Source organism: Bradyrhizobium sp. AT1 (genome assembly GCF_001590795.1).
Classification (GTDB): domain Bacteria; phylum Pseudomonadota; class Alphaproteobacteria; order Rhizobiales; family Xanthobacteraceae; genus Bradyrhizobium.
Genome location: NZ_JXDL01000001.1, coordinates 252,905 through 270,594, shown reverse-complemented (window position 1 = coordinate 270,594; position 17,690 = coordinate 252,905). Strand labels below are relative to the sequence as shown.

Annotated in this window: 14 protein-coding genes and 2 pseudogenes; 9 read left to right on the top strand and 7 right to left on the bottom strand. The window is 64.2% G+C overall.

The genetic code is table 11. From position 1 onward, the window contains the following. Positions 1–31: 31 nt before the first annotated feature. Positions 32–253 (bottom strand): cysteine rich repeat-containing protein, encoded by a 222-nt coding sequence (locus SE92_RS01285; RefSeq protein ID WP_063194119.1) that lies wholly within the window; start codon positions 251–253, stop codon positions 32–34. A 40-nt stretch (positions 254–293) separates the two neighbouring features. Here SE92_RS01285 and SE92_RS01280 point away from each other — a divergent pair, with 40 nt between their 5' ends. Further along, positions 294–1,064 (top strand): exodeoxyribonuclease III, encoded by a 771-nt coding sequence (locus SE92_RS01280; RefSeq protein ID WP_063194118.1) that lies wholly within the window; start codon positions 294–296, stop codon positions 1,062–1,064. Positions 1,065–1,176: 112 nt separating this feature from the next. On the opposite strand, the pseudogene SE92_RS01275 reads toward SE92_RS01280, so the two are convergent. The 4 genes and pseudogenes from SE92_RS01275 to treZ form a co-directional block, all read right to left on the bottom strand. Then, positions 1,177–1,996: pseudogene (locus SE92_RS01275) on the bottom strand (hypothetical protein). A gap of 92 nt (positions 1,997–2,088) precedes the next feature. Then, the gene (locus SE92_RS01270) at positions 2,089–2,457 is read right to left on the bottom strand and encodes a GFA family protein (RefSeq protein WP_063194117.1); all 369 of its coding nucleotides are present in this window, start codon (positions 2,455–2,457) and stop codon (positions 2,089–2,091) included. Positions 2,458–2,655: 198 nt separating this feature from the next. Further along, positions 2,656–3,432, bottom strand: a complete 777-nt coding sequence (locus SE92_RS01265; RefSeq protein WP_063203278.1) for a potassium channel family protein — start codon at positions 3,430–3,432, stop codon at positions 2,656–2,658. 55 nt (positions 3,433–3,487) lie between these two features. Beyond that, the gene (gene treZ / locus SE92_RS01260; RefSeq protein ID WP_245324415.1) at positions 3,488–5,323 is read right to left on the bottom strand and encodes a malto-oligosyltrehalose trehalohydrolase; all 1,836 of its coding nucleotides are present in this window, start codon (positions 5,321–5,323) and stop codon (positions 3,488–3,490) included. A gap of 317 nt (positions 5,324–5,640) precedes the next feature. On the opposite strand from treZ, the gene glgA reads away from it, so the two are divergent. The 5 genes from glgA to SE92_RS01235 all read left to right on the top strand — a co-directional run bounded on the left by glgA (position 5,641) and on the right by SE92_RS01235 (position 11,633). Then, the gene (gene glgA / locus SE92_RS01255; RefSeq protein WP_063194116.1) at positions 5,641–7,050 is read left to right on the top strand and encodes a glycogen synthase GlgA; all 1,410 of its coding nucleotides are present in this window, start codon (positions 5,641–5,643) and stop codon (positions 7,048–7,050) included. Positions 7,051–7,072: 22 nt separating this feature from the next. Beyond that, positions 7,073–8,209 (top strand): glycosyltransferase family 4 protein, encoded by a 1,137-nt coding sequence (locus tag SE92_RS01250; RefSeq protein WP_063194115.1) that lies wholly within the window; start codon positions 7,073–7,075, stop codon positions 8,207–8,209. A 68-nt stretch (positions 8,210–8,277) separates the two neighbouring features. Next, positions 8,278–8,559, top strand: coding sequence for a DUF3606 domain-containing protein (locus SE92_RS01245; protein WP_063194114.1), 282 nt, complete (start codon positions 8,278–8,280; stop codon positions 8,557–8,559). A 24-nt stretch (positions 8,560–8,583) separates the two neighbouring features. Further along, positions 8,584–10,821 carry a glycogen debranching protein GlgX gene (gene glgX, locus SE92_RS01240; RefSeq protein WP_063194113.1) on the top strand — a complete coding sequence of 746 codons (2,238 nt, stop codon included), beginning with the start codon at positions 8,584–8,586 and terminating at the stop codon, positions 10,819–10,821. 86 nt (positions 10,822–10,907) lie between these two features. Then, positions 10,908–11,633: a sulfite exporter TauE/SafE family protein gene (locus tag SE92_RS01235; protein WP_063194112.1), complete on the top strand. Its 726-nt coding sequence runs from the start codon at positions 10,908–10,910 to the stop codon at positions 11,631–11,633. A 6-nt stretch (positions 11,634–11,639) separates the two neighbouring features. Here SE92_RS01235 and SE92_RS01230 read toward each other — a convergent pair whose 3' ends face one another. Both SE92_RS01230 and SE92_RS01225 read right to left on the bottom strand, forming a co-directional pair. Continuing rightward, on the bottom strand, positions 11,640–13,685 hold the full coding sequence (locus SE92_RS01230) for a putative bifunctional diguanylate cyclase/phosphodiesterase (RefSeq protein WP_245324414.1): 2,046 nt from the start codon (positions 13,683–13,685) through the stop codon (positions 11,640–11,642). 17 nt (positions 13,686–13,702) lie between these two features. After that, positions 13,703–14,851 carry an ABC transporter substrate-binding protein gene (locus tag SE92_RS01225; protein WP_063194110.1) on the bottom strand — a complete coding sequence of 383 codons (1,149 nt, stop codon included), beginning with the start codon at positions 14,849–14,851 and terminating at the stop codon, positions 13,703–13,705. A gap of 192 nt (positions 14,852–15,043) precedes the next feature. Between SE92_RS01225 and radA the strand changes: the two genes are divergently transcribed. The 3 genes and pseudogenes from radA to SE92_RS01210 form a co-directional block, all read left to right on the top strand. Beyond that, the gene (radA, locus tag SE92_RS01220) at positions 15,044–16,489 is read left to right on the top strand and encodes a DNA repair protein RadA (protein ID WP_063194109.1); all 1,446 of its coding nucleotides are present in this window, start codon (positions 15,044–15,046) and stop codon (positions 16,487–16,489) included. A 167-nt stretch (positions 16,490–16,656) separates the two neighbouring features. Further along, complete coding sequence (locus SE92_RS01215; RefSeq protein WP_063194108.1) at positions 16,657–17,286, top strand: CvpA family protein; 630 nt, start codon at positions 16,657–16,659, stop codon at positions 17,284–17,286. Positions 17,287–17,313: 27 nt separating this feature from the next. Then, positions 17,314–17,690 (top strand): annotated as a pseudogene (locus tag SE92_RS01210) (amidophosphoribosyltransferase); the annotation flags it as partial.

Here is a 17,690-nt window from a genome sequence, read left to right as displayed (position 1 = left end):
TGCGGCTTGTCCGGGACACGAAAGCGACCGCTTACTTTTTCTTCCTGTTGTCCAGGGCCGACTTGCAGGTCGCGCTGAGCTGGTCGCGCTTCTCGTCCAGGCAGGCGACGATGCGCCCGCCACCGGGCGCGATGCCGGCGCAGAATTTGTCGTAATCTGCCTTGCACGCACCGCGCGGGTCGGACGATTGTGCCGACGCGAGCCCGGAGAACGCGACAGCGACGACGATGGCGGCAAAGTTCAACTTGGACATTGTATCTCCGGTATGGGGCAGCAGGAGCCGGTAGCTCTACATGAAGATCGCGACATTCAACATCAACAACATCAACCGCCGCCTGCCCAATCTGTTGGCATGGATGAAAGCGGCCAAGCCCGACGTCGTCGCGCTTCAGGAGTTGAAGGCAAGTGATGGCGAATTTCCGGCCGCAGCGATCGAAAAGGCCGGCTATGGCGCGGTGTGGTGTGGACAAAAGACCTGGAACGGGGTCGCCATCCTCGCCCGCAAGGCCGAGCCCATTCTGACCCGCGACCGCTTGCCAGGAAAACCCGGCGATCACGAAGCGCGCTACATCGAGGCAGCGGTACGCGGCATCATCGTCACCAGCATCTATCTGCCCAATGGCAATCCGCAGCCGGGACCGAAATTCGACTACAAGCTCGACTGGTTCGCACGCCTCAGGCGTCACGCCAACAGCTTCATCAAGCAGGACCTGCCCGTGGTGCTCGCCGGCGACTACAACGTCGCGCCCACGGAGATCGACATCTATCCGACGCGCTCATGGGACAAGGACGCGCTGATCCAGCCGAAGAGCCGCGCGGCCTTTGCCTCGCTGGTCGAACAAGGCTGGTGCGATGCGATCCGCGAGTTGCATCCGGACAAACGCGTCTACACGTTCTGGGATTACAAGCGAAACCGCTGGCCGCGCGATTCGGGCCTCAGGCTCGATCATCTCCTGCTCAGCCCTGCCCTTGCCCCGCGGCTGAAGAAGGCTGGTGTCGACAGGCATGTGCGGGGCGAGGAAGGCGCCAGCGATCACGCGCCCGCATGGGTGGTGTTGAAATAGTGCATTTCGAGGGTGGATTGGCCGAAGGCGTAATCCACCGCTTCTCTCTCCGCGGCGACCAAGTTGGTGGATTACGCTGCGCTAATCACCCTATACGAGATCGCGTCGTTGTTCACCGCCCGTAATAGTCCTGCACCGTATCCCACGCCGCCTTTTGCAGCAGCTGCGTCGTCCCCGCATCTAGCCCGATGATGGTGTAGGCATTGTCGACCGGCGAGCGTCCCGTCACCGCCGCGAACGTCACGCATGCCGCAAGATAGGTGCCCGCCGGACTCGGATGCCGCTTGTCAGGCGCGTAGAGATTGAGCTCCGGCTGCAGTTTGCGCACGCGCGCAAAGGCGAGGCCTGCTGGAATGACCAGCGCGTCGTTGGCATTGCCGGCGGTCGTATAGGCTTCAGCCAGCTGCTCCGTCATCTCAGGCTTGTCGGCATAGGCCCAGGACATAAAAAACACCGGCCGCATGCCGTGGGCGCGGACGATCTCGCTGTCCTTCTTGGCGAAGGTCGTGAACGCGTCCTTCAATTGCGGATGGATCGGACACTGGCTGCAATCCATCATCACGACAGCGTCGTACTGCCGGCCCGGCTTGTTGAAGATGACGTTGTTCTGCTCGTCGAAGGAATAGGCGCCGAGGCCGCCCGGCCGCAGCAGATTGTCCATGTCGTGCCAGTCGAGGCCGGAGCCGCCGATGGTCACCATGGTGTTGCGATAGGCCGGCTTGTTGGCGGGGATCGGCAGCCCGCTCCATGAAGGTGAGGTGCCCGGGCATGCCGTTGTTGTAGTAGAAGAAGCTGTTGCCGACGAACAGCACGGCCTTTGGGAAGTCCGGCCCGAGCGAGGTGACCTTCGGCTTGGTCTGCGCCTGCGCATTGAAGCCAGCCGCAACGGCCAGACACATCGCGAGCATCACTCGCGCAAAAAGACGCATCATGGCTTCCTCCCTGATTTTTGAGGGCCGGAACCAAATCAGCTTTTCAGATTGGCCTCAAGAGCACGAACGCGCAGCGGACATGCCGTGTGAGCTCACCACAAATTCTTCCCGTCGATCACGTTCACCGGCACGGCCTCGAGATCGAAATCGTCGAACAGGCGCGCATTCACCGCGACCTTGGGATTGTCGAAGTCGGGCTTGCCCGTCGACCAGTCCGGCGACTCCGAATAGGTGCCGCAGCCGCAACTCGCGCAGAAATGGTGCTTCACCGTGCGGCTGCCCCACAGATAGGTCGCGACGTTGTCCGGCGGCGACAGCAGGCGGAATTGCGCCGGCGTGTAATAGGCCCACAACGCGCCGCGCTTGGCACAGAGCGAACAGGTGCAGCGCGTCACGTTCGCAGGCGCCTCCGTCACCTCAAACACCGTCTCACCGCAATGACAGCTTGCCTCGATCGGCATGACCTACTCCCCGTTTGTCAGGAGATGGTCGTAGCCGGCCCCTGCTGCCAACATGCTGTCAGCAGCGGGGGGCGTGGGCAAAAAGCGCGAAAACAACCCCATGCACAGTAGCCGAGCCCAGCGGATTCAATGGCTTAGCGCGACCAATTTCGGCTCTGTCCGACAAGGTGCAGCAGCATCGCCGGCCACGCCAGCGCGTCAGGCCACCCCTTCGTCGGGAATGTTGAGAACGACGCCACAAGCCTTGCAATGCACAGCGTCGGCATCGTGCCTTTGCAGCCCACAAGCCGGACAGGCAAATCGCACCTTGCTAGGACTGAGGAGCGCGCGGGCCAGATTGAAGAACAGGGTGACGCCGAAGATCATGATCACGACGGTGATGAGCCGGCCGAGCGTCCCCGGCAGGGTGATGTCGCCGAACCCGGTCGTCGTCAGCGCCGTGACCGTGAAGTACAGCGCATCGGCATAATTGTGGATCTCGCCGTTGCGGAACTTCTGGGTCTCGTAGACGACGCCGGTCATGACGAAGATGAAGACCGCAAGGTTCGTCACCGCGAAGATGACGTCCTCGTTGCGACGAAAGAACGGAAAATCGGTGCGGAGCCTCACCATCACCTGATAATCGCGCAGCAGTCTTAGCGTCCGCAGGATCCGGAGGAAACCGCCCGCCTCGCCGGCAAGCGGCGCCAGGAAGGATACGATCGCCACCATATCGGCCCAGGTCGCGAATTGACCGAACTTTCGAAACGGATGCCGGCTGACCAGGAGCCTTGCCGAGAAGTCGGCGAGCAGCAGCACGCCGAACACGACGTCGAGCGTTTCGAAGACCTCACTGGGGGGCAGGAACGAGGTGGCGATAATGAACAGCACCGTCACGATATCGAAGGCGAGCAACCCATAGCGGAAGCGCACGCCGCTCGGCGTTGCGCCCTCGTAGAGGCGACGGACGCGGCTTCTAAGGGAACTCAGGGACACTGCATCATGATCCGATTTGCGCGGATGATTGCAGTTGGGAGCGCCCCCCGCAAGCTCACGCAAATCGGGCCTGCCCCAGTCGTACAATGATGTCGCCCGGCGCCAGAGCGTGTTTTTCCACCGGCCCTGCCTGCCACAGGCATTCGCCCCTTACCAATTCCGGCTTCGGCAGCGGATGATCCCCAAAGTTTGCGACAAGCTGCAACGTCTCTCCCATCTTTGTCTGCCAGCGCACGTCCACCCCGCCCTGGCGCGGATGATCGCCGAGCAACTCACGCCGCGCCGAGACGAAGCCTTGCTCGATCAGCGGCACGATCCTCGCGCGCCGGATCTTGAGCAATTGCGACGTCAAAGCGCGAAAGTGCGCGCAAGCGGGAGAACCCTCGATGCTGGCCCAGTCGAGTTTCGAGGCTTGGAAGGTGCTCTCCTCGCACGGGTCCGGAATCTTGGCCCGCATTTCAGGCGTCGAGAATGCCTTGAAGTGCGAGAACTCCCTGCGGCGCCCTTCGCGCGTCAGCTCGGCCGCTTCGCCCGTCCAGTCCGCGAAGAACAGGAACGGCGTCTCGACCGCCGCTTCCTCACCCATGAACAACATGGGAATGTGCGGATTGAGCAGGACCAGCGCCATCGCCTGCTCCAGCTTTTCCCGGCTGACCAATGTCGACAATCGCTCGCCCAAAGCACGGTTGCCGATCTGATCGTGGTTTTGCGCGAAGAAGATGGTGGCTTCCGGCGGCAGATGGGCACTCGACTCACCCCGTGGCGTGTTGTGAAGTGCGAAGACTTCACCCTGGTACGCGAAACTCTCCGTGAGCGATCGCGCAAGGTGCTCGAGCGGCTTGTCCGCGAACGCGCGGTAATAGCCCTCGTCTTCTCCCGTCAACAGGACGTGAAGCGCATTATGGAAATCGTCGCCCCATTGCGCATCGTAATATCTCGCCCGTCCGTCTTTGCGCTCTAGCAGGTGCGCCCGATTGGCCTCGTTCTCCAGCATCAGATGCACGCGCCGGCCGGGCAACTCATGCCGGATGGTCTCGGCAAGCTCGATGAGGAAATGCCGCTCGGAATCGTCTTTCAAGGCGTGGACGGCATCGAAGCGCAGGCCATCGAAGCCGTAGTCACGCAACCACATCAGCGCATTCTCGATCAGGAACTCGCGCACGAAGGCCCCGTCGGACCCCTCCAGATTGACGGCAGGCCCCCAGCCGGTCGTGTGACGCTTGTTGAAGAAGTTCTCCGCGTAAGCGTGCAGATAATTCAGCTGCGGGCCGAAATGGTTATAGACCACGTCGAGATAGACTGTGATGTCGAGGGCATGGGCCGCGCGCAACAGCCGCTTGAGATCCTGCGGCCTGCCGTAGCGCGCATTGGGCGCGTTCAGCAGCACGCCGTCATAACCCCAATTGTGCCGGCCGGGGACATCGTTGATCGGCATCAGCTCGATGGCGGTGATGCCGAGATCGCGCAGATAGGGCAGCCGCTTCTCGACCCCGGCAAAAGTCCCCTCCTCGCTGAAGGCACCGACATGCAGCTCGTAGATCACGGTGTCCGCCCATGGACGGCCTGGATAAGGGATAGGGTCCTGCAGTGCCGCAACATCGATCACCTCGCTCGGCGCACCGACATCGTCGGGCTGGAAGAACGAGGCAGGGTCCGGGACGATCAGGTCCTCATTGATCCTGAACTGATAGCGCGTGCCGGCATGCGCGGTTGGACTGAGCATCTGATACCAGCCGTCGTCATCGCGGGACATCCGCTGCGGTGGTCGGCCGGTCTCCAGCAACTCCACTGATCGGGCCGTCGGCGCCCACAGGTTGAAGCTGACCCCATGATCGACGATCTCAGCGCCGTGGCGCCGGGCGTGTCCGGCTGTTCCCAGTTTCTGAATCACAGTCTGTCCGCCTTTCGCGCCCGCATGCTCGGATTGGCATGCCTTGGGCGGAGCGCAATGCGCGCGCCGTTACGATCGCTTGAGGGATGCCTGCGGACGAGAAAGCTGACCTGCCTGCATTCGTTCCTCCGGCCACAGCGCAGCCCGCTTGTGTACACTTTTGGACCTATCGCCAAAAAAAGCTCAGCCTCTCGTTGAGCTTAGGAACTTTTGTTGCGGCGCGGAATTTGAGCCACAACGCTTCACTGACGAAGCGTCGTTGGAATTCAAAGATGGTTGGCAAAGACCACTATTGCCCCGGTCGGTGGGCATAGCGAATGCGGATCCTGTTCGCGACGCCCGAAGTATCAGACTTCATTCAAGTCGGCGGCCTTGCCGCCGTCTCGGCGGCTCTGCCGCGCGCTTTACGCGATCTTGCTGACGTACGCGTCATCATTCCAGGCTATCCGGCGGTGCTGCGCGGCTTGAGCGATCTCAAGAGCGTGGGGCGATGCCAGCCCTACGCCGCCCTGCCCGCCTTCGAGGTCGATCTCGGACATACCGCGGATGGCCTGACATATTACGTCGTGCGCTGTCCGGAGCTGTACGAGCGGGACGGCACGCCCTATGTCGACGGCCGCGGGGCCGATTGGTCCGACAACAATGTGCGGTTCGCCACTTTCTCCTATGCTGCCGCCCAGATCGCCAGAGGATTGGTCGACAAGGAATGGTCCGCCGACCTGGTTCACGCCAACGACTGGCAATGCGCGCTGATCCCCGGCTATCTCGAATGGCACTACGCGCACATTCCGACCGTCTTCACGATCCACAATTTGGCCTATCAGGGGGTTTTCGACCGGAGCTCGCTGGCCCCGCTCGGGATTCCCGAGACCAGCTTCAACATCGACGGTGTCGAATTCTACAATCGCCTGTCCTTCATCAAGGCGGGTCTGGTCTATGCCTCGCACCTGACCACCGTCAGCCAGACCTATGCGCGGGAGATCACGACGGCCGAGTTCGGCTGCGGCCTCGAAGGGCTCCTGAAGCAAAGAGCTGATCGCAACCAGCTGTCCGGCATCCTCAACGGCATCGACGAGAGCTGGGACCCCAGGACCTGCTCGTCGCTGTTGCAGCCGTTCGGAGCCGGCGACTGGGCCGAGCGTTCCCTGAACGCCGACGATGTCAGGGACCAGTTCGGCCTGGCTGTCTCACGCGGCCCCCTGTTCGCCCTCGTCGCGCGCCTCGTTCATCAAAAGGGCGTCGACCTCGTGATCGAGAGCGCGCAAGCCATCGTCGATGCCGGCGGCCAGATCGTCGTCACCGGCAAGGGCGAGCCGCGGTTCGAAGAGGCTCTGCTCCAGGCGCAGGCGCGCGCGCCGCGATCCATTGCCGTCAAGATCGGCTTCGACGACGCGGAGGCGCGGAAGATCTTCGCCGGCAGCGACTTCACGCTGATGCCGTCGCGTTTCGAGCCGTGCGGACTGAGCCAGATGTACGCCCAGCGCTTCGGCTCGCTGCCGATCGGCCACCGCACCGGCGGCCTCGCCGAGACCATCGTCGACGGCGAGACGGGATTTCTGTTCGACAGGGCCTCGGCACCCGGCTTCCTCGGAAGCCTGTGCCGGGCGTTCTCGACCTTCGGCATGAAGGATCGTCTCGATCATATGCGCAGGGCCGCCATGGCGCAGGCCTTCAGCTGGAGCCAGTCGGCCCAATCCTACGCCGCGCTTTACAAATCATCGATCTAGCCAGGCATTCGGGGCACTGACCATGAAGATCGCTCAAATTGCTCCCCTCGCCGAGAGCTGCCCGCCCCGGCTTTATGGCGGCACGGAGCGGATCGTCTCGTACCTGACCGAGGAGCTGGTGCGCCAGGGCCACGAGGTCACGCTGTTCGCAAGCGGAGATTCGATCACGTCGGCCGAGTTGGTGCCGTGCGCGAAGATGGCGCTGCGTCTCGATCCTGACGTCAAGGACATGACACCCCATCACGTCATGATGCTGGACCGGGTTGCGCGGCGCGCGGACGAGTTCGACGTCCTTCATTTCCACATCGATCATCTGCACTATCCCTTGATGCGGCCCTACGCGAACCGGACTCTCACGACGTTGCATGGCCGGCTCGACCTGCCGGATCTGATGCCGTTCTACTCGGCCTTCCCGGAGCCGCCGCTGATCTCGATTTCGAACGCGCAACGCCGTCCGATGCCGCCGGTCAACTGGCTCGGCACCGTGCTGCACGGTCTCCCCGAGAATATCCTGCCGTATCGGCAAGAACCTTCCGGCGACTATTTTGCGTTCCTCGGGCGGATCTCGCCGGAGAAAGGCCCCGACAAGGCAATCGAAATCGCGGCCAGGACTGGCGTTGCCTTGAAGATGGCGGCCAAGATCGACGCCGCCGATCAACGCTATTGGGATCAGGTCATAGCGCCGATGGTCGCGGCGCATCCCAATGTCGAGTTCATCGGCGAGATCAACGAATTCCAGAAGGCCGATTTTCTCGGCAACGCCCGCGCGCTGCTGTTTCCGATCTGCTGGCCGGAGCCGTTCGGTCTCGTCATGATTGAAGCCATGGCCTGCGGCACGCCGGTGATTGCCCTCTCGCACGGCTCTGTGCCTGAAATCATCGATCACGGTGTGAGCGGATTTGTCGTGAATTCGACGGAAGAGGCGATCGCGGCGGCAAGATCGGTCGGCATGCTCGAACGTCAGGCGATCCGCAAACGGTTCGAGCAACGTTTCACGGCCGAGCGGATGGCGAAAGACTATCTCGCCGCTTATCGCCGCCTGCCCGCGCTTCAGCAAATGCCTGGGCTCGGCATGCTCGCACTTCCCGAAAGTGACGTGGCGATCCGGATCCCGATAGCTTCCGCCGGCCTGGAGATGGGCGCGACCAGCGCAAGCTGACGCAGTCTCGCATTCACTGGAACGGAAACATCCGGCGACTGTTACGACCACACACAGGAGTTGCCGCCATGCGCCGCTCGACACCAAAGCCCATCCGCAACAAGCTCGACCTGACCGACCGCGCGCAGATGCGCCTCGTCAGGAAACGCTTGGGCCTGTCAGATGCGGAGCTGACCGCCATCGCCGGGCGGATCGGCAATTCGATCGCCGCGATCAGCAAGGAAGCGGCCCAGCAGCGCGCCAGCGTCCTGCCCAAGCCGGCCGATGTGCCGCCTGCGGCCGTGATCGCCTCGGCAACGGCTGCTGAACAGGCCGCGACTGAACCATCAGCAACAGCGCCGACATCCTGACCGGATTGTCATTGGGGGGCAGACATGGACCAAAAGACACAATCGGACGACGCCCTCACGCGGGCGGCGTCGAGCCTGCGCCGTTCCCGGATCACGGAGGGAAAGCCGTTTCCGCTCGGCGCTACCTGGGACGGTCTCGGCGTCAATTTCACGCTGTTCTCGGCCCATGCCACCAAGGTCGAGCTCTGCCTGTTCGACGCCGACGGTGAAACCGAAATCGAGCGAATCGAGCTTCCCGAATATACCGATGAGGTCTGGCACGGCTATCTGCCGTCGGCGCGCCCCGGCATGGTCTATGGCTATCGCGTCCATGGACCCTATGAGCCTGACGCCGGACATCGCTTCAACCCCAACAAGCTGTTGCTCGATCCCTACGCCAAGCAGCTGGTCGGACAATTGCGCTGGGGACCGGAGCTGCTCGGCTACCAGCTCGACCACGCCGACAAGGACCTCTCCTTTGACGAGCGCGACAGCGCGCCGCTCATGCAGAAGTGCCGCGTCATCGACCCCGCGTTCACCTGGGGCGCGGCGCGCAAGCCCGAAGTGCCGTGGGAGCGGACGATCGTCTACGAGATGCACGTCAAGGGATTCACCGAGCTGCATCCGCTGGTGCCCGAGGCAGACCGCGGGACCTTCTCGGGGCTGGCGCATTCAGAAATCCCCGCCTATCTGCGCTCGCTCGGGATCACCAGCGCGGAGCTGTTGCCGATCCATGCCTTCGTCGACGACAGCTATCTGGTCGACAAAGGCCTGCGCAATTACTGGGGCTACAACTCCATCGCCTTCTTCGCGCCGGAGCCCCGTTACCTGAAGACGCCCTTCGCGAACGAATTCAAGGAAATGGTCAACCAGTTCCACGCCCATGGAATCGAGGTGATCCTGGACGTCGTCTACAATCACACCGCCGAAGGCAACGAGCTCGGTCCGACGCTGTCGTTCAAGGGCATCGACAACGCCAGCTATTACCGCCTGCTGCCGGACCAGAAGCGCTACTACATCAACGATACCGGCACCGGAAATACGGTGAACCTGTCGCATCCGCGGGTGCTGCAGCTGGTTGCGGATTCCCTGCGCCACTGGGCAAACGAGATGCGGGTCGATGGCTTCCGCTTCGACCTCGCCACCATCCTCGCGCGCGAACCCTATGGCTTCGACGAAGGCGGCGGCTTCCTCGACGCGTGCCGTCAGGATCCGGTGCTGTCCAGCGTCAAGCTGATCGCAGAGCCATGGGACATCGGCCCGGGCGGCTATCAGGTCGGCCAATTTCCGCCTGGATGGGCCGAGTGGAATGACAAGTTCAGGGATAGTGCGCGCGCCTTCTGGAAGGGCGACGAGGGATCAATCGCGGACTTCGCCAAGCGCGTGTCGGGGTCGGGCGATCTCTTCAACAAGCGCGGACGCCGGCCTTGGGCCAGCGTCAACTTCATCACGGCGCATGACGGCTTCAACCTCAACGATCTCGTCTCTTACAACGACAAGCACAACGAGGCGAACGGGGAGGATAACCGCGACGGGCACAGCAACAATCATTCCTGGAATTGCGGCGTCGAAGGACCGACCGACGATCCTGAAATCACTGCGCTGCGCGAACGCCAGAAGCGGAACCTGCTCGCGACGATGCTGCTGTCCCATGGCACGCCGATGCTGCTTGCGGGGGACGAGTTTGGGCACACCCAGAATGGCAACAACAATGCCTATGCCCAGGACAACGAGACCACGTGGCTCGACTGGATGGGTATCACGGCCAACGGCCGCAGCCTTCGCGAATTCGCGCGCAAGCTGATCGCCACGCGCAAGGCCTTCCCGATCCTCTATCGCAGCCGCTTCCTGGTCGGCTCGCACAACGAAGAGCTCGACGTCAAGGACGTCACATGGCTGTCGCCTTCCGGCGACGAGATGACGGGCGAGCAATGGCAGGACGGCAACGCCAAGTGCTTCGGCATGCTGCTCGACGGACGCGCCCAGGAGACGGGGATCAAGCGCCGCGGCTCGGACGCCACGATGCTTCTGATCTACAACGCCCATTACGACGTCGTGAACTTTACCTTGCCGACCGTCACCGACGGCAACAGCTGGTTGGGCCTGATCGATACCAATCAGCCTGAGGCCCAGATGCCCGCCTTCGAGCTCGGACACGCCTACGCCGTGACTGGACGGTCGCTCGTCGTATTTGGTCTTGCCACCGAGAACGCGGCCACGCGACGCCTGCTGCACGGCCTCGGCGCGCTGCTCGATGTCGCGGAAGCGCCGTTGCCGCGCTAGAGTTCCAGCCTTCGCGGGAAGCACAGCCGGCATCGCCCTCGCCGGCCCGTGCGGGTAGACTGCTCCGATTCCCGGAGCGTCTCCCCTTGGCCTTCCTCTTCGTCCTCGCCGTCGGCCTCGTCGCCGGCACCATCTCAGGCATCGTCGGCACGGGTTCGTCGATCATGCTGATGCCGGTGCTGGTCTATGCATATGGGCCCAAGGAAGCCGTGCCGATCATGGCGGTGGCCTCCGTGATGGCGAATTTCTCGCGTATCCTGGCGTGGTGGCGCGAGGTCGACTGGCGGGCCTGCGCGGCCTATTCGGTCACGGGGATTCCGGCCGCGGTGCTGGGCGCTCGCACGCTGCTGGCGCTGCCCTCGCATGCCGTCGATCTCGCCATCGGAATCTTCCTGATCGCGATGGTGCCGGTGCGGCACTGGCTCTCGCGGCACGACCTCAAGGCCAATCTCTGGCATCTCGCTATCGGCGGCGCGGTCATCGGCTATCTCACCGGCATCGTGGTCTCGACCGGCCCGCTCAGCGTGCCGCTGTTTCTGTTCTACGGTCTGTCGAGGGGCGCTTTCCTCGCCACAGAAGCCGCAAGCTCGCTCGGCCTCTACTTCGCGAAGTCCGTGACCTTCGAGCGTTTCGGCGCGTTGACCGGCGATGTCTTCATGAAGGGCCTGATCGCGGGCGCCTCGCTGATGTCGGGCGCCTTCATCGCAAAACGCTTCGTGCTGCATTTGAAGCCGGACATGTTCCGCCTGCTGATGGACGCCATCATGATCGCGGCCGGGCTCTCGATGCTGTGGAACGCGGCGCAGTCCTGATTGCGCTCAGGCGAATTCGGGCGCGATCGAGGGGCTGTCGGCGAGGACGCGGCTCTCCACCGCCGGCCGCTTTTCGAGCCATTCCAGCACAGCGTCGAGCGGCTGCGGCCGCTGATAGAAATAGCCCTGCCCGAACCTCACGCCCATCTCGCGCATGGCCTCGGCCTGTTCGGCGCGCTCGATTCCTTCCGCAACCAGCGTCAGTCCCAGCGTGTCGGCGAGCGATGCGATCACGCCGACGATCGCCTTGTCCTCCGCGCTGTCGGGAATCTCGCTGATGAACGCCTTGTCGATCTTGACCTTGTCGAGGGGGAAGCGCCTGAGATGGGCGAGCGAACTGTAACCTGTGCCGAAATCGTCGAGCGCGATCGTGGCACCGAGGCGGCGCAGGCGATGCAGCGTCTCGGAGGCACTGGCGATGTTGTTGATCAGCGAGCCCTCGGTGATCTCGAGCTCCAGCAGCGATGCCGAAACGTCGAAGCGCGCGCAGGTCGCGCGCAGCTCGGCGGCGAGCGAATGGTCGGCGAGCTCAGACGGCGGCAGATTGATCGCGATCCGGATCTGCGGCCTGCCCGCGGCGGCCAATCGTTGCAGCGCCCAGCAGGCATCGGTCAGCACGTAGCGGGTCAGCCGCGCGTTGTTGCCGCTGCGCTCGATCAGCGGCAGGAACTCGGCCGGACCGATCACGCCATGCTCGGGATGGCGCCAGCGGATCAGCGCTTCGAGGCCGACGACCTCCTGGCTTTCGAGGTCGACCTGGCTCTGGTACCAGACCTCGAACTGCCCCTCGGCAAACCCTGCGGGAATGGCGAGCTCGAGATCCCTGCGGCGCCGGTACTCGCGCTGCAGCGCTTCGTCCAGCACGGCGACGGTGCCGGGCGCCTTGCTCTTGGCATGATAGAGCGCGATGTCGGCCAGCGTCGGCAGATGCGACAGCTCCGGATCATCGGCGCGGCGCACGGCAAGGCCGATGCTGGCACGCGGCACCACCTGCTTGTCGTGGAGCCGGATCGGCTCGGATATGGCGGCCAGCACCTGCTGTGCGAAGGCGTGCGCCGAGGCTTCATTGCTGACCTCGGGACGGATCACGACGAATTCGTCGCCGCCGAGCCGGGCGACCCAATCCTCCGTTTCGACCGCACGACGAAGACGCCGGGAAATGTGCACCAGGAACTGGTCGCCGGCCTCGTGGCCGAAAGTGTCGTTGATGCCCTTGAAGTCGTCGAGATCGATGAAGCAGAACGCGACCAGCGCGTCCGGCCGGCCCCTGTCGCGGCTCGCCACCGCCAGCCGCTCGGTCAGGGAGCGCCGGTTGGGCAGCCCGGTGAGCGGATCGTGCCCCGCCATGTGCCCAAGCCGGTCGAGCGCGCCGGACGTCGTGTGCTGCATGGCGTTGAAGGCGCGCGCGAGCTGGCCGAACTCGTTCGAGGATTTGACGTCCGCGGGATAGGCGCGGCCGTCCTGCTTGCTGCGCTGGATCGCCGACATCATGACCGCCAGCGGCCGGCCGATGAAGATGTTGGCGGAGATCCGCATGGCGATCAGGGTCGCGAAGGTTGCGAGCAGGCCCACCACCAGCAGCAGCACCAGGCGGCTGCCCGCATCCGCGTAAAGCGCCGCATGAGAATAGGCGATGGCGATGCGGCCGGCCTGCACGGAGATGTTACCGTTGCTGTAGTGGATCGGACGCGAGACCTCCGCGATCGACGGGCTCTCGGAGCGCGCCACGACGCGGGCAATCACGGCGCCCGTATCGTCGTAGACGGCCGCCGCCGCGATCGTCTCGTCGTGCATGATCTCGTTGAGCACGCCCGTGACCCGGTCGTAGCGCATCTTCCAGAGCGGCTCGGCGATCAGCTCGGCCCGGCTCTCGGCGACGCGGGCCATGCGGGCGTCGAGCTGCTTGACCTGCGACCAGAAGCTCGAAACCTCGACGCCGGCGGAGGCGAGCAATTGGACCAGCAGCAGAACGGGCACCGTGGCCCAGATCATGGCGCGAACGACCGGGCGCAAGCGCGGCGCGGCCGGCTCGTTGCTTGCAGGGTCGCTCATCGATTCATCCTGGCGCATCAGTCGGCGGCGCCTTCGGGAAGCGGCAGCGACGATACGAGCGCATCGAGGGAGAAGTCATAGCGACCGCAGCGTCCGGCCTTTGCCCGGAAGCGCGTGAAGTCGATCCGGTCGAACGCGCGCGTCTTGACGAGATCGCCGACCGAACCGAGATTCCGGCGGGTGATCGCGGACGTCTTGACCTCGACGCGGGGCGAGACCGCCGCGAAATCGCAGCCATCGGCATAGTCGCGCAACAGGACGATCGACCAGCCGCCGAGCAGGAAATGCCCGCCGTCGGTCAGCAGCAGGCGGCCTGCCCTGATCTCGCGGAGCGCATCCTCCGACCAGTTGAGGCCGACCAGCTGGATGTCGCGGCCGGGCACGAGGCCAGCGGCGGTCACCGCGCGCAACGCGCCGAGCGCCATCGGATCGTTTCCGGCCCAGATGCCGGCGGGACGGATCTGCTTGCGCGAGGCCCAGCCCAGATAATTCGCGGTGACCTGCTCGGCCTCCGACTGCGTCCAGTTGGCGAACAGCAGCCGGTCCACCACGACGTCGGGCGCGGCATCGACCGCCAGCTTGAGACCGGCGTTGCGCGCGATCGAGGCCGGCGTGATCTCGTCGCCGCCGATGCCGAGAAGGTGGATCTTGCCGTCCGGGCTCTGCCATTTCTCGGCGCGCGCCGCCGCGATCAGCGCGTTGGCCATCCGCGCGCCCGCGGTCTGAAGATCGGTCGTGATGTCGCCGAGCCAGGTCTTGAGCTTCTGGCGCGGCGGCCCAAGACGCTTCGCGTCGTCGCCGATCAGCGTGTTCGAGAGGAGCAGCGTCTTGACGCCCGCAGCCTCGGCCGCCTCCAGGATTGGGACGGCGGCGGATTCCTCGTTCGACAGGATCAGGAAATCGGGCTTGTCGGTGCGTGCCAGCACGCCATAACCGAGCTCCTGCATGGTGCGGTAGTTGCGTTCGCTGGTCAGCACCTCGACACGGGCGTCGAGCTTGCGCCCCGCAGCCTGCATGCTCTGCGCGACCATGTCCCAGAAGACCTCGCCGGTCTTGCCGGGATTGACGAAAACGATGTCGAGGGGCTTGGCAGAGCTTTGGCTGGCGGACGCGATGAGGCCGCAGGCCATGCCCGCAACCAGCAATATTCGCAGAAGTACCGTCATCTTCTTCGCCGCCCCCGATGGTTCCGAGATTGGCCCGGCGTCCGCTAACACTTCGCAAAACCGGTTCCATCACGGCGGCACAGAGCTAATGAAAGGTATATCTGTCGTGACGAATTGAGATATTCGATGCGCCGGCGATCACCCCGCCGTTCCGTGCTATCAGCAAGCCCAACCCGCGACTCAAACCTCCCCATGGCCAAGAACACGCTTTCCTTCGTCTGCCAGAACTGCGGCGCGGCCTATAACCGCTGGCAGGGCAAGTGCGAATCCTGCGGCGAGTGGAATACGCTCGCCGAGGAAGACACCAGCGGCAGCGTGCCGGTCTCGATCCGCTCCAAGCGCAAGGGCCGGACATTCGCGCTCGAGAGCCTCTCCGGAAAGAGCCCGGATGCGCCGCGCCTGTCCTCAGGGATGTCCGAGCTCGATCGCGTCACCGGCGGCGGCTTCGTCCGCGGCTCCGTGCTGCTGGTCGGCGGCGATCCCGGTATTGGCAAATCGACGCTGCTGACGCAGGCGACCAGCCTGCTGGCGCGCGCCGGCCACCGCGTCGTCTACATCTCCGGCGAAGAGGCGGTCGCGCAGGTGCGCCTGCGCGCCGAGCGGCTGGGCCTGTCGGACGCGCCGGTGCAGCTCGCAGCCGAGACCTCGGTCGAGGACATCGTCTCGACGCTGTCGGAGGGCGCCGTTCCGCGCCTCATCGTGATCGACTCGATCCAGACCATGTGGACCGACACGGTGGAATCGGCGCCCGGCACCGTGACCCAGGTGCGCGCCTCGGCGCAGGCGCTGATCCGCTTTGCCAAGAAAACCGGCGCGGCCATCATCCTGGTCGGCCACGTCACCAAGGACGGCCAGATCGCCGGTCCCCGCGTGGTCGAGCACATGGTCGACGCGGTGATGTCGTTCGAGGGAGAAGGCTCGCAGCAATTCCGCATCCTGCGCGCCGTGAAGAACCGGTTCGGCCCGACCGATGAGATCGGCGTGTTCGAGATGACGGGCCTGGGCTTGCGCGAGGTCACCAACCCTTCGGAGCTGTTCCTGTCGGAGCGCGATCTCGGCACGCCCGGCACCGCAGTCTTCGCGGGTATCGAGGGCACGCGGCCCGTTCTGGTCGAATTGCAGGCGCTGGTCGCCCCGACCTCGCTCGGCACGCCCAGGCGCGCGGTGGTCGGCTGGGATCCGAGCCGGCTGTCGATGGTGCTGGCGGTGCTGGAGGCCCATTGCGGGGTCAAGCTGTCCGGCCACGACGTCTATCTGAACGTCGCCGGCGGCCTGCGCATCCACGAGCCGGCAGCGGATCTCGCCGCCGCGGCGGCGCTGGTGTCATCCCTGGTTAACGCGCAATTGCCGACCGATGCGGTTTATTTCGGCGAGATCTCGCTGTCCGGCGTGGTGCGCCCGGTGGCACAGACCCCGGCGCGGCTGAAGGAAGCGGCAAAACTCGGCTTTCAGCGTGCCGTGCTGCCCGAATCGGCCCGCGGCGAGGCGGGCGGCGATGCCGGATTGACGCTGAATGCGGTCAACAGCCTGACGACATTGGTGGCCGAGATCGCCGCCCGCGGCTCCCGCCGGGGCGAATCGAACGCGCCGGCCGAGAAAAATGCCACACCGGCAAGATTCCGCCGTGGAGAGGGTTAGGTGGAGGTGACGCCGGAGGCCCTCTCCACTATACAGCCGTCACAAAAGCAGCATGGGATTGCGTGGTTGCGGCCTTGCCGGGAACGCCGTCTGCCCCTCTTTTAAGGCAGCGGCCAAACACCGATTCGCTAGAGCACCTTCGACGTACGAGCGGACCAGACCAGCCGATGCCAGTTACCATCCTCGACCTGATCCTGCTCGGTGTGATGCTGATTTCGGGGCTGCTTGCCTTGGTCCGCGGCTTCATGCGCGAAATCCTGTCGATCGCGGCCTGGGGCGCCGCGGCGATCGTGACGCTGTACTCGTTCTCGAAGCTGCTGCCGACCGCAAAGACCTATTTCAACAACGACACCGTCGCGACCGTGGTCGTGATCGCCGGCGTGTTCATCGGCACCCTCGTCGTGGTCTCCGTGATCACGGTCCGGATCTCCGACATGATCCTGGATTCGCGCATCGGCGCGCTGGATCGGACCCTGGGCTTCCTGTTTGGCCTCGCTCGCGGCCTTTTGATCGTGGTTGTCGCCTACCAGTTCTTCATCTGGCTGGTTCCCGACAAGCAGCAGCCGGATTGGGTGCGGGGCGCAAAATCCCGGACCGTGCTCGATTCGACCGGTGATTGGCTGAAGTCGCTCTTGCCTGACGACCCCGAGAACACCATCTTGAAGAGATTCAAGAAAAACAAACCAGATGATGATCAAGCTGATTCCGAGCAGCAGCCTTCGGGCAGTGGCGACGGATACAGTAAACCTGCTCGTGACAGTTTGAAGAAACTGATCGAGAAACCTGCGGCGCGTTGATTGCCCCTAAAGAGAGGCGTGGACGAGATGCGACACCCTGACCAGGACGCCCAACTTGATCTCGATCCATACGCCGGCCCGGGTCCGGCCGCGCTAGAGGTTCAGGACGATCTGGAGGGGGATACGCTGCGCGAGGAATGCGGCGTGTTCGGCATCTACGGCCACCCCGACGCCGCCGCCATCACCGCGCTCGGCCTGCACGCCCTGCAGCACCGCGGCCAGGAAGCCGCCGGCATCGTCTCCTACGACGGCAGCCGTTTCCACAGCGAACGCCGGCTCGGCCTCGTCGGCGACACCTTCTCCCGCCGCGAGGTGATCGACCGCCTGCCGGGCAACATGGCCGTCGGCCATGTCCGCTATTCCACCACCGGCGCCACCATCCTGCGCAACGTGCAGCCGCTGTT

Excerpts from the sequence above, each read along its gene's own strand:
- SE92_RS01285 (WP_063194119.1), bottom strand. The coding sequence starts at position 253 with ATGTCCAAGTTGAACTTTGCCGCCATCGTCGTCGCTGTCGCGTTCTCC.
- SE92_RS01280 (WP_063194118.1), top strand. The coding sequence starts at position 294 with ATGAAGATCGCGACATTCAACATCAACAACATCAACCGCCGCCTGCCC.
- SE92_RS01270 (WP_063194117.1), bottom strand. The coding sequence starts at position 2,457 with ATGCCGATCGAGGCAAGCTGTCATTGCGGTGAGACGGTGTTTGAGGTG.
- glgA (WP_063194116.1), top strand. The coding sequence starts at position 5,641 with ATGCGGATCCTGTTCGCGACGCCCGAAGTATCAGACTTCATTCAAGTC.
- SE92_RS01250 (WP_063194115.1), top strand. The coding sequence starts at position 7,073 with ATGAAGATCGCTCAAATTGCTCCCCTCGCCGAGAGCTGCCCGCCCCGG.
- SE92_RS01245 (WP_063194114.1), top strand. The coding sequence starts at position 8,278 with ATGCGCCGCTCGACACCAAAGCCCATCCGCAACAAGCTCGACCTGACC.
- glgX (WP_063194113.1), top strand. The coding sequence starts at position 8,584 with ATGGACCAAAAGACACAATCGGACGACGCCCTCACGCGGGCGGCGTCG.
- SE92_RS01230 (WP_245324414.1), bottom strand. The coding sequence starts at position 13,685 with ATGAGCGACCCTGCAAGCAACGAGCCGGCCGCGCCGCGCTTGCGCCCG.
- SE92_RS01225 (WP_063194110.1), bottom strand. The coding sequence starts at position 14,851 with ATGACGGTACTTCTGCGAATATTGCTGGTTGCGGGCATGGCCTGCGGC.
- radA (WP_063194109.1), top strand. The coding sequence starts at position 15,044 with ATGGCCAAGAACACGCTTTCCTTCGTCTGCCAGAACTGCGGCGCGGCC.
- SE92_RS01215 (WP_063194108.1), top strand. The coding sequence starts at position 16,657 with ATGCCAGTTACCATCCTCGACCTGATCCTGCTCGGTGTGATGCTGATT.